This is a genomic window from Nocardia kruczakiae NBRC 101016 (genome assembly GCF_001612965.1).
Taxonomy (GTDB): domain Bacteria; phylum Actinomycetota; class Actinomycetes; order Mycobacteriales; family Mycobacteriaceae; genus Nocardia; species Nocardia kruczakiae.
Window position 1 is genome coordinate 20535 of the sequence record NZ_BDBL01000010.1, and the last position, 15801, is coordinate 36335.

Annotated in this window: 9 protein-coding genes; 3 read left to right on the forward strand and 6 right to left on the reverse strand. The window is 63.4% G+C overall.

The features are described from left to right. Nucleotides 1–34: 34 nt before the first annotated feature. From pglZ to NK1_RS35605, 4 genes are all read right to left on the reverse strand, one after another. Entirely contained in the window at nucleotides 35–2854 is a 2820-nt protein-coding gene (pglZ, locus tag NK1_RS09240) for a BREX-2 system phosphatase PglZ (RefSeq protein ID WP_063008134.1), read from the reverse strand. Continuing rightward, on the reverse strand, nucleotides 2851–6846 hold the full coding sequence (gene pglY, locus NK1_RS09245) for a BREX-2 system ATPase PglY (RefSeq protein WP_245660406.1): 3996 nt from the start codon (nucleotides 6844–6846) through the stop codon (nucleotides 2851–2853). The genes pglZ and pglY overlap by 4 nt, the downstream gene beginning before the upstream one ends. A gap of 93 nt (nucleotides 6847–6939) precedes the next feature. Further along, nucleotides 6940–7260, reverse strand: a complete 321-nt coding sequence (locus NK1_RS09250; protein ID WP_063905946.1) for a helix-turn-helix domain-containing protein — start codon at nucleotides 7258–7260, stop codon at nucleotides 6940–6942. After that, complete coding sequence (locus tag NK1_RS35605) at nucleotides 7257–7565, reverse strand: type II toxin-antitoxin system RelE/ParE family toxin (protein ID WP_063008136.1); 309 nt, start codon at nucleotides 7563–7565, stop codon at nucleotides 7257–7259. The genes NK1_RS09250 and NK1_RS35605 overlap by 4 nt, the downstream gene beginning before the upstream one ends. Before the next feature lie 140 nt (nucleotides 7566–7705). Here NK1_RS35605 and NK1_RS09260 point away from each other — a divergent pair, with 140 nt between their 5' ends. Continuing rightward, nucleotides 7706–8902, forward strand: coding sequence for a Fic family protein (locus tag NK1_RS09260; protein WP_063008137.1), 1197 nt, complete (start codon nucleotides 7706–7708; stop codon nucleotides 8900–8902). Nucleotides 8903–9151: 249 nt separating this feature from the next. On the opposite strand, the gene NK1_RS09265 is transcribed toward NK1_RS09260, so the two are convergent. Next, nucleotides 9152–9475 (reverse strand): hypothetical protein, encoded by a 324-nt coding sequence (locus NK1_RS09265; RefSeq protein WP_063008138.1) that lies wholly within the window; start codon nucleotides 9473–9475, stop codon nucleotides 9152–9154. 571 nt (nucleotides 9476–10046) lie between these two features. Here NK1_RS09265 and NK1_RS09275 point away from each other — a divergent pair. Continuing rightward, nucleotides 10047–11375, forward strand: a complete 1329-nt coding sequence (locus tag NK1_RS09275; protein WP_063008140.1) for a helix-turn-helix domain-containing protein — start codon at nucleotides 10047–10049, stop codon at nucleotides 11373–11375. 16 nt (nucleotides 11376–11391) lie between these two features. Continuing rightward, nucleotides 11392–12057, forward strand: coding sequence for a GDSL-type esterase/lipase family protein (locus NK1_RS09280; RefSeq protein ID WP_063008141.1), 666 nt, complete (start codon nucleotides 11392–11394; stop codon nucleotides 12055–12057). 31 nt (nucleotides 12058–12088) lie between these two features. On the opposite strand, the gene NK1_RS09285 is transcribed toward NK1_RS09280, so the two are convergent. Further along, complete coding sequence (locus NK1_RS09285) at nucleotides 12089–15637, reverse strand: DEAD/DEAH box helicase (protein WP_063905947.1); 3549 nt, start codon at nucleotides 15635–15637, stop codon at nucleotides 12089–12091. Nucleotides 15638–15801 lie beyond the last annotated feature (164 nt).

The window sequence follows — 15801 nt, forward strand, 5'->3', positions numbered from 1 at the left end:
ATCGAGGCGGCGGTGCGAGCACCTCCCGTGCCGATCATCGGAGTCCGAACTGTTCGCGGAGCAGCCCGACGTGCAGGCGCAGCGTGCGGCCGTCGGAGTGAGTCTCCAGCACCTGCTGCCCGTCGACATTGAGCAGTTGGGTCAGCACGGCCGCGAAACTTCTGGCCCGCGAGGGAAGTTCGCCGATCCGCTGTGCGAGCGCGGTGGTGGTTTGCGGCCCGTCGAGTAGTGCGCGGATGGCCTTTTCCAGTTTTCCGGGCGCCGGTTTGCGCGCGAGGGTCTCGAGTTGGGCGGCGAACGTGTCGGAGTCCAGCAGCTCCTTGATCATGGCGTCTGCCGATCCGAGTGCCTGCCGGACGGGCTGGGCCGCTTCCGGTACCACCAGCTCGAGTGTGATCTGATCGCTGGCCAACTCCCGCGCCTTCGCACTCGCCCGTTTGGCGCGTTCGGTGACGGCCTCCTTCTCTGGGACGTCGAGGGTTTCCTCTGCGTCGCCGATCCACCATTTCGGCTGCTGGCTGCTGCCCAGCTCCTGCCAATCACCGGGGTCGGATTCGAACGGCAGGAATGCCAGCACGGGAATGGTCATTTCGGCGAGGGACGCCCCACCGTGGTAACCGGCTTTCTGAGCGGTGTACCGGGAATCGGCATCCCACAGTGCGACGATCGAGGCTCCCGGTTCCGGCCACACCACACGCGGCCCCCGCAGCGCGATCTCGGAGTCATCCAGCCGATCGTGGGCCGACGTGGGAACTCGATGTCGCGCCGAGGCGACTCCGGTGCCGTCGCATGCCCGGCCGTGCCGGTCGACCACGTGCCCGTGGTCGCTGGTGATCAGCACGGCCATATCTCGCGCGGCGGCCGAGGCGACGAGCGCGCGGAGATCACCGACTTCACGTGTCTGCCAGGCGGCGTCGTCGAGTTTCAGTTCCTTGGCGAGCCGGTCGTCGATGGTGTTGAGCACGACGGCGATATGTTTGTCCGGATTCGCCAGTGCATTCAGCAGGTCGCTGCCGAAGCGATCGCCCGCGGCACTGCGCAGATCGTGTTTGTGGAACACCTCGGCCTGTTTCGCGCCCCAGAACGGATGGGCGGGAAACAGTCTCGCCTCGTCCTTCTGGTCGCCCTTCATCAGCGTGCCCGCGAACAATGACGTGCGCGACACCGCGGTCAGACTCGGCAATGCGGCGACCATCGACCGCCGCCGCACATGCTTGTCGCCGGGCAACGGGTCGTATTCCGCGAAGGACTTGCGAAGCTCACCCGCCAGCTCGGTCGCGATCGCACCGCTCATTCCGTCGATGACGATGAGCATGACGCGCCGTGTGGCGGCCAGTGGGCGGACCACTCGGTGCAGGAAGGTCTCGACGGTCAGCATGGAGCCGGGTGCGCTGCCCGAGGCGGTCCACTGGGCGAGGACAGTGGCGAACTCCCGATCGAATTCGCGCCGCACGGCCCGGACTTTCGTCGCGATGTCCTGATAGGCGATCCGCACCGCGGGATCGTCGTCGCCACCCGCCTCGAGCGCATCCAGGGCGCGGTCGGCCCAGGCGGTGTCGCGCATCTGCCGGTCGATGGCCGCAGCCACGGTGTCGACGGTGGGATCGGGTGCGGTCGCGAGCCACCGAGTCAGCCGCTGCGCCATCCGGATTCGCTGGATACGTACGTGGTGATCCGGTGCAAGCTTGTGATTGCGCAGGTCGGTGACGGCTCGGTCGATGCTGTCGAGCTGGCCGCGACCGAGCGCGTTTCCGGCCGCCGTGATTCGCGCCTCCAGGCCGACGGCGAGGAGGGGGCTGCTTGCCGCCGCTTCGAGTGCGCCGAACTGTCGGGCGAGGGCATCGGCGCGGGAAAGCACCGTATCGGTGATCTTGCGGGCCTGCCGGGCGTGCTCGTCGGCTTCGTCTCCCGGATCGGTCTCGGTGCGCGCCCGGGTGAGCAGATCGCTGATGTAGTCCTCGCAGACCGTGCCGAAGGAACTGAGCACCGAATCGAGTGCCTCACCCTTGATCGGGAAGTCCTCGCCCAGCCACCGTTCGACCCTGCCCCGGGCTTGATAGACCGGATTGTTCGGTGCGGCATGGCGCCACAGTGCCGCGCACAGCAGGCCGTAGGCGACGGCTTCATCGCCGTGTCCGTTGACGGCCAATGTCGTCAGGACTCGACCGGTAGGCCCGGATTGATCTGTCTCGCTGAGGAATTCGATCAAACCGTCACGTTCGGGCCCGCGCAGGTCGAGCAGCAGTTGCGGGTGACCCGGTCGCTGCGACCAGATGAGCAGGGTGCGCGCATCGATACGGTCGCCGACGTCACCGAGGTCGAGACGACGAGCGGCCAGTGCGGCCAATGTCGGTGTGCGAGAGAGGACATCACCGGCCAGTGTGGCCGGCCAGCGCCGAGCGCCGGAGGCATCGAGCAGCGCTTCGCAGACCCAGGTGATACGCCGCAGCATCGGGTCGATCTCTTTGGTGCCGAAGGTCTCCCGGACGATGTCCCACTGGTCCACGACATAGATGTGGGCGCGGTGGACCCGCGCCAGGATGGCCGGGTCGAGGTCGTGTTCCTCGACATCGGTGATCACCACGAGCACTCGCGGATCCGGATTGATATCTCTGGGGTGCGCCAGAATCTGTTCGTGCACCGCCAGCGGCGAGGGGGCCGGTTCCACCCGCACCGCGCGGCCGTCGGACAGCGCCAGCACGGGCTCGCCGTCCCACACCGGCTCACCGCGCAGCAGGATCGTGATGTTGCCCTGCGGCGCAGTGAGGATCTCCGTGAGTTTGTGGTTCGCGGCAAGGTATTGGGCGACCGTGGTTCTCGACAGGCGCATGGCCCCCGCGACGGTCGCGGTCATTCGACAACCTTCCACGTGATTTCGATGGTGGCGTCGGGTTCGAGCTGCGCGAGCCTGGCGAGTTCCTTCTCGACGGACCGGGCCGCCTCGCGTGCGGTGGTCCGGTAAATGTTGGTGCGCTTGGACTTCGTCGTGTCGTCCTGGTCGGCCGAGGTTTCCTGGTCCGTCGGCACCGCAGGATGACTGCTGTCCGTAATGAGCTCGATCTTGTCGGCCACCACCGGCCCCGGATCGCGCGTCTCCTCTTCGCGGCGTTGCTTGTCCTTGACCAGCCTCTCCTTGGACAGCCTGGTCACCTCGGCATTGGTGCGGCGCAGTTTCTCGGCCAGATCGCTCGACCGCTGATCCGCACGTGCGACCGAACGCAGCGAATCCAGCAGCGCCGCACCCTCCGGTCCCAGATGCTGCGCCAAGGCCAGGTTGTCCCACGCGGCATCGGCGAGTGCGGAGATCACCCGGTCCGCGGACTTGATCGAGGTCGCGTAGCGGTCCGGACTGATATCGGCCAGATCGAAACCGGCGAAGGTCTCCACGGTTCGTTTCGCACCCGCCGATCCGCCATCGGCCTTCGTGAGTTCATTGAGCAACTGGGCCGCACGGCGCGCGATCGCAAGCCGCCCACCGGGTTCGGTGTCGTCGAGCCGCAGGAACTCACTGTGCTGTTCGAGCTGTTCCACCAATCGGACGGCAGGATCCAGATATTTCGTTGCGGCGGTAGTGATCTGGCGGGCGAACTGCTGAACCAGCCCGCCGCGGCGCAGCGTCGGCGCCTTGTCTCCGAAGATCACCTCGAACCGGTTGCGTGCGGCATCCCACTCGGCCTCACCGGGCAGTGGCTGGGTCCGCAGGGCGTCGCCGGCCTGGATCTTGGTCAGTTCCGGAGTGTCGATCGGGACGCCCCCGCGCACCCACACCCGATCGTCCATCTCGGCGAACGAGGCGATCACCAGGTTCGCGATATGCGGCTCGAGCCCGCGCTTGTCGGGCAGGTCGGTCCAATCGCCCAGGGAAATCACCGACAGATCGCCGGTGATGCCTTCGTTCTGCGCCGTCAAGCGGAAATGATCGGCCCAGCGCCGGGACAGCTCGAAATACGCTTCCTTCTGCTGTCCCAGCCCGAGCGGTTCGGCGATGCGCTTCATCAGCGGCCGATCCTTCGCCGGCACCTCGACCCGCCCGTCACGCGCTTCGGCGGCGCCGCGCACATGGGTGAGGACGAGTTTCGCGTCCGCGGGCTTCACCGCGGTCCCGGTGCCGGCGGCGTCGAGGTCCGGGTGGCCCGGAAGCTGGTGCGCCAGTAGCTTTCCGGCCACATGGCGCAGCGCGTCGTGCAGCGACTGACCGATGGAGACGGTGAGCCCGTCGAGATCCGGCAGCGGATAGAAATGCTGATCGAGCTCGTCGGTGACATCGGCCGGTTTCCGTTCGGCCAGCCCGTACGCCTGTTTGAAGGTGGCGAGCACCTTGTTGCGCAGCGTTTCGCGCTGCGATTCGAGCAGCTGCTTGGCACTGGCCCGGTTGTCGGGGTTCAGGTGCTGGGCGTACTGGGTGTCGAAGCGATACGGGTCGGCGAGGGCCTTGGTGACGACCACGAGCCGCCGGAAATCCTCCCAACGCGGTTTCGTCAGATGTGTCGGCAGCCAGGCGACCGCGCGAGGATGGTTGTCGCCCTGCTGTTCCCGCAACCGCCGGATCCGGTCGAGATCGACGATCGGGTTCAGGTTGTTCTCGTCGTAGGGCAGATCGACGATGATGCGCCAACGACCCTCGATCGACGGCTGCATATCGTGATTCGGCAGCGTCTCCTCATCGGCCACATTGCCGAACAGCACCTCCACGACGCGGTTCGACCCGCGCCACACGAAACGCAGTTCGTCGGAACCGAAACGGTCATTGGCGCGGTCGAGGCCGAACTCGTCGGCGAGCAGATCGCGCGCCATCGCCAACCGGTTGGACGGATTGTCGTTGACCTGCGCGTTGGCGATCACCGACTCCACATCGACACCGGAAAGTTCCAGTCGCACACCCGGATTGGCGTCGCTACCGGTTTCCTTGATCTCCGGGAACCGCGACGCCCACTCGGTGACCATGTCCTTGATGACACCCTCTTCGCGGCCCGGGATCATGGTGGTGATCGAGCCGTGGTTGAGGGCGCCGAGGCGGCGAATGGTCAAGTCGCGCAACGCCGGAACGCTGGGTGCGAGGGCGGCGAGCAGTACGGTGCAGGCCAGCCGGTTCTGGCCGACGAACTTCTTGCAGCGGCCGGCCAGCTGGGCGTCGGTGATGCTGTCGCGCCGATTCAGATAGGTGTCGACATCGTCCTCGGTCACCTCGCAGGTGCTGAGCAGGTACGGGCGCAGCCGGGTCTTGTAGAGCTTGTCGGCGGCGTCGAACAGCACCTTCTTGTCGGCGACGAACGGGCGGTCACCGCCCTTGGTCAGCTGCTCGTAGAGGTCGCCGAGCGGTACCAGGTCGCCGAGTCGCAATTCGTTGCGGTGATCGGCGAGTAGCTGCCCCATCAGCTTGAGGCCGGTGCGGGAACGCTGCAGGGCCGCGGAGATGTGAACGAGGGTGTCCAGGAAGGCGGGGGAGAACGGGTAGCTCAATCGGAAGGCCGCCTCGTCGGCGCCGGTGGTGCTCTCGTCCGAACCGAGCAGCGTGTCCCAGACTTTCGGGCCGAGCTTCTTCGTCTTCTCGAATGCGGCGTTGATCTGCGCGACCGCGTCGTCGTCACGCGGCCTCAGCAGGCGGGCGTGGGCGATCTGCGGGAGATTGCGGTCTTCCAGACTGATCAGGTCGAACCGGCCCGACGCGTGGTTCAACGCATCCTGGATCGCCGATTCCGCGGCACCGGCCAGTTCCTCTCCGACCAGCTCACGCAGATCGCGCTGGCGGGCGATGAAGGACACGATCGGTATGGCGCGGCGGGCATCGCCGCCTTCACGGAAGTTGGTGATCTTGCTGGCTTCGCGCGCCACCCGCTTCTCGTCGTGGATGAGACTGGCCAGCCAAAGGATCAACTCGTCGAGGAACAGCACCAGGCCGTCGTAGCCGAGCGACTTCGCATGGGCGGCAATGACACTCAGGCCCGCATCGAGTGAGATGAAGCCGGTCTCGTCCTCGGCGGCGAATTTCGTATAACCGGGCAGGAGCGTGGTGACCGCATCGTGGATCAGTTTCCGGCGCAGCTCGCGCGGCGCGGTCGGATTGACCATATCGAGCTGACTGGAGTCCTCGGCCTCCTCCGCGGTGAGCGCGGTATCGACCTTGTCCGAGGTCCAGAAGGCCGCCGAATCGCCCCACTCGTCGTCGTCCTCCGCGTAATCACGGTTGAGGGCGTCCAGGAACTGCTGCTCACCCATGGTTTCGCGGAGGTTGCGCAGATCGGTGAACAGGGCGTCGGTGCGATACACCGCGGGAACGTCGGCATCGGGATGGCGTTTGCGGACGAACTCGACGTACCCGCCGAGCACCCGCTGCTCCATCGTCTTGGCGTCGATCATGTGATACGGCACCATCAGGAACTTCTTGCCGTCCGACAGCAACCACTCGTGCTTGGTGAGCAACGAGTCGAAATCGGTGCGCGACCGCACCGCCGTATTGCCGGACAGCAGCGCGTACAGCACAGCCATGAAGTGCGATTTACCGGAACCGAACGAGCCGTGCAGGAACGCAGGCTTGGAGGTGTTGCCGTCGAGCGCCGACTTGATCAGCGACAACGCTTCGTCGAAGTTGCCGACCAGGCGATCGGTGAGAACGTAGTCCTGCACCGCCTTCGCCGACCCTTCTTCGGTCACCGCGTCGGCGAGGGTGAGCACATAGTCCGAGCCGGCGATGTGCTCTTTGATGTCGATGAGGTCGCGCAGTAGTGGGCGCTGATCCATCAGTTCTCCCCGCGCCCGGAATGCGGGTGTCCGTGCGCTGATTCGTTCGGGTTGCACTCCGGGGATATCGACTCGGTCACCGGTGAATGTTAACTTGCTGGCCGACACCCTCGGGTTGCCTTTGTGCTGGCATGGACCGCCCCAGTCCCGGTTCGGACGGCGCAATGCGACGGTACAGTCCGCTGTCGGTGATACGTCACCTCACGCCGCGGGGTCGGTCGGCATCTTCAGCAGATGGCCACCGATATCCGCCAGCAGCTCCAGCTTCCCACCCAATGCGGAAACGTATGCGGCGAGAGCTTCAACCGTCGCGACTTCACCATGCTCGATCTGCGACACCCGCCCCGGGCTGACACCCATGATCTCGGCCAAACCTGCCTGCGTGAACCCCAGCCGCTTCCGCTCCTCGGCAAGCTGGTGGCCCCACTGCTCGGCCATGATCGACCGACGACGACGCGCCGCTTCTTCTTCGCCCACACGGCGGCGATAGCCTTCGCGATCCCACTTGGAGAAGCTACTCATCGCCTGTCCTCCTCTGCCCGTTCCTTCAAATACACGCGGTACAGCTCTTCCGCGTGCGGAATCGCCTGCTCGTACCAGCTCTTCCACTGCCCGGTCTTGTCGCCGCCGGTCAGCAAGATGGCCGACCGCCATGGGTCGAACGCGAACAGCACACGAATCATCGTCTGTCTCGGCCGTAACTCCTTCAAGTTGGCAAGTTGCGAACCGGTCAGTGTGTCGACGAGTTCTTCCGGGCCCCAATGCGCTCTCAGCGGAAGGTCGTTGCCGACCTCGGCTCGAGATACCGCGACGAGCGGGGTGTCGATCTCCGTGCCGGGTGCCGACCCTTCATTCGGTCTGAAGCGCGACGTCGTCGCCCAGGTAAGTCGGATTAGACCGCCCGCTATTCCGAGTTTAAGATGAAACTCGGAATAAGAGGACTGCTATTCCGAGTTACGGAGGAGCTATGGCAGACGCAGGCTGGCCCCCGCACGAGCGCCGGGTGGTCCCGTGGCACCAACAGTTCAGGGGCGGGACCCGCGACGACCGGACAGTGCGAGAAGTCGCGGTCAGCCTCCCCCCGTTTATCGCAGACTCCGAGGTTCAACTGCCCTCGCGCCTCTCCGTGGACATGGAAGCGGCGTTGCAGGAAATTACCGCACTCGACGCCGAGCACCCGGCTGTACTCGGTGCTCTCGGCACTCTTCTGCTGCGGACCGAATGTGTTGCCTCATCCCGGATCGAGGAGATCGACGCTGCGGTCGACGACTATGCCCGAGCGCTGCACGGCGTGAAAGCCAACCCATCGGCCACGTCGATGGTCGCCGCTACGACTGCCACCGACGTACTTCTGACCAAGGTCACCAGCACCCGGAGAATCGAACTGGCCGACCTGACGGCCGCTCACTACGAACTCATGCGGGACGACTCGACGGACGGCGACTACGCCGGACGCGTTCGCGACATGCAGAACTGGATCGGAGGCAGCAAGTACTCCCCACGCGACGCCCTGTATGTTCCTCCGCCGCCGGAAACCGTCGATGAATACCTGCAAGACCTCATCAGGTACGCCAACCGGGACGATATCCCCGCACTGGCTCAAGCTGCGATCGCGCATGCCCAGTTCGAATCCATCCACCCGTTCACCGATGGCAACGGCCGTATCGGTCGAGCGCTCATCAACAGCGTGCTCCGGCGGCGAGCTGTGACGAATACGGTTGTGGTTCCGTTGGCCTCGGCACTTGTAGCCCACCGGGATCGCTACTTCGACGATCTGTCCGCGTACCGCAGCGGCGACCCGGAACCCTTGATGAACTCGTTCACAGCCGGTTCACGCATAGCTGCCTCTCAATCCCGCAAGACCGCAAGTTATCTCGCCGCCATTCCAGAACAGTGGCGCGAGTTGACAGGTCCGGTCCGCAGCCACAGCGCAGCCGCCAAGATCATGGCGTCGTTGATCGCCATGCCGGTCATCACCGCGGAAGACGTCTCGGACCGGTTCCAGCTCAGCACGAGCAGTAGTTACGCCGCCATCGATAGGCTGCACGAGGCGGGAGTCCTGCGCCCCCTGACGAATCGGAAGAGGGAACAGGTATGGGGTGCCGGTCTCGTCCTCGACGAACTGGACGCGCTCGGCGCACGAATCAAGAAGGCGGCAACCTGAGCCGTTGCTTCGCGTGACGCCGTCGAGGCCACAGGTTTCGCAGGTAGGTCACGGCCCACGGGCCGGCCGGCGACATAGACCGCGTCTCCCGATAGACGTGGATCGATCGGCTCCGCGGCGCAGTTCACGGAGCTGGCCGCCGCGGGGCAGTCGCGGCGAATTATGGTTTGTCTCCTCGTTCGGGCAGCATGACGGCCAGAATCAGCACGGCCAGTGGCAGACCGATCGCAACGACGAGTCCGAGTGTGATCACAGCTCGCGCCCCGTCCCTGGGGTGGCGGCCGGCAGCTTGGGATATGTCCGTGTGCCCGTGATGAGGTCGGTGACCTGGGTGATCGCCCACCATGGCGAGTCGACCTCGAGAGTGTCGAGGTGTGGAATCACGACCGCGTCCGCAGCGTATTCATAGGCATGTTGGGCGGCGATCAGTGCGGCCAGGACGGCGAGGGCGTCGGTGTGCACGGTGTAGACGACTTCCAGTCGGTGCTGCCGAGTCAGTGTCTCGTACGTGTCCGGATCATGGTCGCTGTGCAGCAGAGCAATCGCTCGCCGTGATGTGCTCGGTTCTGTCAAAGTGCTTGTCCCTCCGCGTATCGACGTGCCGCGATCGAACGGCACGGGCTCGGGCTGGTGGTCACTGGTGGGCTTCGATGTACTGAGCTGCGAGGCGGAATCGGGCGCAGTTGTGGGTAGCGTGGTCGGCCATCACATGCGTCGCGTGCGCACGCCCGCGGACGGGCGCGGCACTCTTGCACGCTGCCGGAGGACTCAGGTGACGGAGGCCGGCCGCGACGCGCTCCAAGAGGTCGATATTCCTTGTGTGCCAGAGCCGCAACGTGGCCGCCATCGACTGGTTGTGGGTGCGCCGGGTGGGGAGCTTCGGTAGTTGCCGGTTCGAGTGATCTTCGGCCGGGTCGGTGCCGGTGGCGGTCGGATCCACGCTTGCCGGTTCGCGGTTGCTGGTATCGGTTGCGGGCGTTGGCATTCGGGCGGCTCCGGTTCCTTGTGACGAAGGCTGAACGGCACCTTCGCTGGTCTGCGATGATTGGTCTCAGCTTTGCCGTGTTGACGCATTCGAAGGACTCACCGAACTCGTACGGAGTTCGTACTGTGGCGGTACTGCAGGAGGGGAGAACGCCGAGAAATGACGATCATTACCTGGACGGGGCTCGAGGTCGCTGCGCTGCGAGCAGCGTTGCGGGACACGCAGGTTCAGTTCGCAGACCGGATCGGATGCTCTGTCGAGGCGGTCGGTAAATGGGAACGCCGGGGTGCGGATATCGCCTTGGGTGCGAAGTACTCCGAGTGCATGGACACCGCGTGCGGGCGCCTTAACGACGAGCAGCGGGCGCGCTTCGATGCAGTACTGCATCAGGAACGGCAAAACGAGTTCGCTGGCGTCCCCAAGCAACTTCCCGAGGTCTCGCGCGTTTGCTCGCGGTCATCCGCGGTAACGACCTGGCCGAGTGGCGGTGAAGTTTCGGATAGCTCATATCATGTTTCGCACGATGACGGTATTTCTGCTTTGCGGCGAACGCTGATGGGATGCATCCCGGATGTACCGCCAGCCAGGCATTTCGAGATCGCAGCTGCGGTGGCGAATGTATGGCACTTGTTCTTCTCGGCCCGTCTCGGCGAATTGGAGCAGGTGCTTCCTACCGCTCTGGCCGGTGCGTATAACGCCGTCGAGGAGACAACGGGCGAGAAACGCCGTCAGGTTCAAGTTTTGCTGGCGCAACTGCTGCATGCAGCCTCCAATCTGCTTGGCTACATGGCACATACGGACTTGGCAGCACTCGCGCTCTTCCGTGCGGAGTCATTGACCGGGGCGAGTGGGGATGAGCTGACACGGGCCGCCATCAGAGGTTCGCAATCGTGGCTTCTGACGAAATGTGGCCTGTACGACGATGCCGTCGTGTGCGCGGAGGATGCTGCTGCCGAGATCGAGCCGCGGTTGTCGACAGCCACGCCGCGCCATATCTCGATCTGGGGAGAGCTTCTGTGTTACGCGGCATTCGCGGCTTCTCTCACCGGGGATTATTGTGAACCACGGCGATATCTCCGCCTGTGCGAGTCTGCGGGGACGCTGCTGGACGACGAGTATTGCAGCAGACCTGAGGTGTCCAATGTTTTCGGTCGAAGCTCGGCCGCCAGCTTCGGCATGATCAACGAGATCGGAGCAAATCGGCCGCGTGAAGCTCTGGAACTTGCTGCGGTCATCACCTGCGGTAACACAGGGATTCCGCCCACGCTGTTGAGTCGTAGGCTGGTGAATGTCGCACAGGCGCAGATCGGGACCCGAGATGATGCCGGGGCCGTGGACACGCTTCACAAAGCATGCGCGATGGCTCCGGAATTCGTTCGCCACATTCCGCTGGCTCATTCGCTGACCGATGACCTGCTGTCCCGTCGGAGCAACCTGATCACCAATGGTCTTGGCGGGGTTGCCGCACATCTCGGTTCGTTCACATGACCGTTAGGAACTGACCTTGATCGTCAATCCCTCCGCTCTTACCGTCCTGTGTTTCGGGGATTCCAACACCTTCGGCCAGCCCTCCGAGGGGCGCGGCCGATGGCCGGCCGACGTGCGCTGGACCGGGCAGCTGCAGCAAGTATTGGGGGTCGGCTACTCGATAATCGAGGAAGGCCTCGGTGGCCGGACCACCGATCTCGACGACCCTGATCGAGATGACCGCAATGGCCGCAAGTACTTCCAACCCTGCCTTCGAAGCCACTCGCCCTTGGACATGGTGGTCATCATGCTGGGGAACAACGATTTGAAAACCAAGTTCGGTCGCGACGTAGGCGCCGTCGCCACCGCGCTAGATGGGTATATCGACGACATTGAGCACGCTGCGTGGACGCGTAACGGTGGCGCCCCGGCGGTACTGCTGGTCAGTCCGATCCACGTCGACCCCGACCAGCCTGGGTTCGCCGAGCAAAGTTCCGAATACGGCGTCGAATCCGTCCGCAAGTCACGCGAACTGGCCGGTGCGATACGCCGGGTGGCGGATGAACGTCGGGCATTGTTCGTGGACGCGGCTACCGTTGCGCGGTCAGGCACCGATGGCGTGCATTTGAGCCGTGGCTCGCACCAACGGCTTGCGGAACTGATCGCCCGGGAAATACGAGACTGCCATCGTCCCTCTTCGTAATTGCTGGGCTCGTACCGGTGATGGGGATTTCTCAACTCCAACCTGGCAAGGCTTCGAGCATGGCTTTCCGCTCGGCGGATAGGTTCGTTCTCCCTGCCCGTTGTTCTCTCACCCAATTGCCGAGCCTAACCCCGTCCTGGACATAGACATCGGGGACGCTCGCGTGTCCTTCGCGGTCGACAAACTTCTTCAGAAGGGCAAACTTTTGATTCCACACATAGTCTGACTTCTTACCCCAGAACCAGCCTGGAATCGCATCCAATAGCGCCCTCCTCTGCGGTGTGAGTTTCATATGTTCACTCCGCCGGAGTCGCGTCCACTGCCCGAGTTTCAACCCGTTCTCTACGTAGTTCACCGGGACATTGGTGTGCCCCTCTCTGATGGCGAAATTCCGCAGCAGTTCGAGGTTTTCCATCCAGGAGTCCTCAGTGGAGTTCCAGCTCCAGCCCGGGACGGCTTCCAGCCTCATTCTGCGTTCCGAGCTCATCGTTCCCTGGCTTGCCCGCTGCTCCCCAACCCATCCACCGAGCTTCACTATGCCCTCAACGTGTTCGCCGGGGACACGTGCGTGCCCCTCGCGATCGGCATACCGAACTAGGGCGCCGTACCCGCGCTCCCACGCCGCAGCGTGCGGGTCCCACGCCCACCCAGGCGTGGCCTCCAACCGTGCACGCCGCTCAGCACCGATTTCTTCTTTCCTGTTTCGCTGCTCGTTGACCCACGATCCTAGCTTGATGCCTTCTTCGAGGTGTCCCTGCGAAACCAGTGCATGCCCTTCCCTCCGCTGGAACTGTTGCAGCAGTGCAAATTTGCGGTCCCACATGTCTGACCGTGCGTCCCAGCTCCAGCCCGGGAGAGCCTCAAGGCGCTTCCTCTGTTCAACGGTGAGCTTGTTCCGAACGCTACGCTGGTGTGTTACCCACCTGCCCAACTGAACACCGTTCTCACGATGTGACGTGGGGACACGAGAATGGCCTTCACGTTCAGCGAACTTCACCAGCTCGGCGTATGAATTCTCCCAGCGATCGGCGAATGGGTTCCACGACCATCCCGGGAGATCTTCCAACAATGCCACCCGTTCGGGGGACAACTCCTTTCGGTTCCTTCGTTGAACCGCCACCCATGTCCCAAGGTTTAACCCGTTCTCCTTGTGCCGCTGCGTGATTCGAGAGTGGCCGGTGCGTTCAGCGAACCGCTTGAGTGCGTTGTAGTTTTGCTGCCAGTTGTCCTCAAGCACGCCCCACAACCAACCCGGCAGAGCTTCGAGTTCGCGGATGCGTCGTTCAGACAGTCGTCCTTGACGAAATAGCCCACGTTGGGTGGCAACCCAACTCCGAAGGTTGTACTCGCCGACAGAGTAGGGGAACGGCACATTGGCATGACCATGATCAGCGACGAACTCATTCATCAAACCGATCCAGACGTCCCACTGATCCGAGAGAACATCCCAAGACCAGTCGGGCAGTTCTTCCAACTTGTTCCGTCGGTCATCGTTCAGCCTCCTCTTCGAGTGCAGGCCCCGCTGGACACTGGCCCACTGGCCGAGAGGAAAACCGTCCACAACGAGATCAACGGGGATCCGCGCGGTGCCATTCTCATCGGCGTATCTAACGAGCAATCCATACCGGAACTCCCATTTCGCGCTCGTCTTCTCGACCAACCGAATATCGAAGGCGCGGGCAAAATCCGCACTCACCCTGGCCGGAGCATCGAAATGAAGCTTGTCAGGAATCCTCGGACGACCACCCTTCCTGCCGAGTTCTCGGCGTATGGTGTCGATCTGCTCGGCCAGATCCTCATCGTGCGCCCGGAGCGCATTGATGACATCCCACACCGGCTTGAAAGAGGAATCATCGAGTGCCGCTTCGGGATCCGTCTCGGTGTCGACGAATACCGGCAGGACGATTGTTCCGACGGTCTTGTCCTCAGCGAGCCGGATCGCCCGGCCGACCGCCTGCACGATATCGACCTCGCTGCGGCGGGGGTCAATGAACGCGACCCCATCGAGCGTCGGGACATCGACACCCTCCGAGAGACACCGGGCGTTCGCCAACAAGCCACGCTCTCCGACTTCAAGCTGATGTAGCCGCTGAAGTTGGACGTGACGTTGACCAGCGGTCATCTCTCCAGAGGCGTATCCGGTCCACAGCGGACCCGCCGGACGATCGTTGGCCGGCATCCACTCGATAACTTGCGGCAATTCGGCGGCGAACTCGCGGGCCCGATCAATGCGGGAATGAAAGCTGATGATCCGACGCAGATCATACCTGTGCATTGCCTTGGCCAAACCGATCTGACTCGCTAGGGACCGAGCATCTGTGACCTGCCCCCCGCGTATGACTAGGGCGCCCTTCGCAACCCACGCCTGGTACGTCGCGTCGTCCACACCCACGATGGCAACCTGATAGTCGGTCAGGAGTTTCCTCCTGATTGCTTCTCCGAAGCTCAATCTGTGGAACACCACACCGAACCTGGTTGGATCGTCCATCGACGCGACTTCCATCTCGACGTCCTGCGCTGCCTTCCGGACCCGCCCCGTGTGGTAACGCGGGGTCGCGGTCATGAAAAGGCGACGTCGAGCCTTGATGGCGTCAGCATCGAGAACTGTTGCAAAAACTGTGGATTCGTCACCGGCGATCCGGTGCGCCTCGTCAGCGACGACCAAGTCGAACGCGGGCAACTGCCCGAGCGCGAACGCGGCGGCGATCTGCGGAAGTGACTGATAGGTCGCGAAGACCACACGCGGCCCCGACTGCCGCCGCAGGAATGCGGCTATCTCGGCGGGCTCAGTAGTCACGGGTACACCCAGCTCGCTGGTGTGTGCAATTGCTTCGTCGGTGTTCTGGGCGACGGTCTTGTCAGAGCACACCGGCAAAGACTCGAACGCCTTCGCGCAGCGGACCCGCCAAACCTGCATCGTCTGCTTGAGCAGTGACAGCGAAGGCAGCAGGACGAGGGTCCGCTCAGCATCTATCTTCTCCTTGATGAAAAGAGACGTGAGGGTCTTCCCTGTGCCGCAGGCCATGATGAGCTGTCCCCGGTCGGCAGTTTCGAATCCCTTTACAACGGCGTGCATCGCTTCTTGTTGGTAATCCCGCGGCGTGACCGGATTCGGAGGCGGCGATGGCCGCAGGTTTGCAGGATCGCTGGGCCAGACCACATCCGATGTCAGAAGGTCACTCAAGCCCACCAAGCTGACATGCTTTTCTTGGTCGTTGATCGTCCGACGAGCGATGCTGTGAAGCTTGTCAGTAGTGGCAATCAGCAGTCGAAACGAGAAGATGGCACGGGACGACTCGGCAAGGAATTTATTCACATCGTTCTTGGTGACAGCATGATGTCGCGCATAAGCCTTGGCCTGGATCGCCCAAAGTTTTCCGTCGTGGCCCTCACCGACCAAATCGATGCCAGCGTCAGCAGCCCATCGGCCTGGCCAATCGTCCCACAACCACACCCGTCGCAGCTCGGCCTTGTACGTCGGATCATTGGTCAAAAACCATTTGCAGAGATGCTCAAACTGCCTGCCCCGCGTTGCAGGCTTGGTGTCCAAGAGGCTAAAGAGCTCGGCGAAGGTGCCCATGGTGTCTCACATTAGATTAGGGGTCTGACACTAGAATCTAATCACGCAATCGCGACGTATCGGACGATCTTGGTTGGAGTAGCCTCCGTCAGCGCTCTCGGTCACAGTCCCGGTGTCTCAGCAAATACGACAACTTCGAAATCACCACATCAGTGCGACTTCGT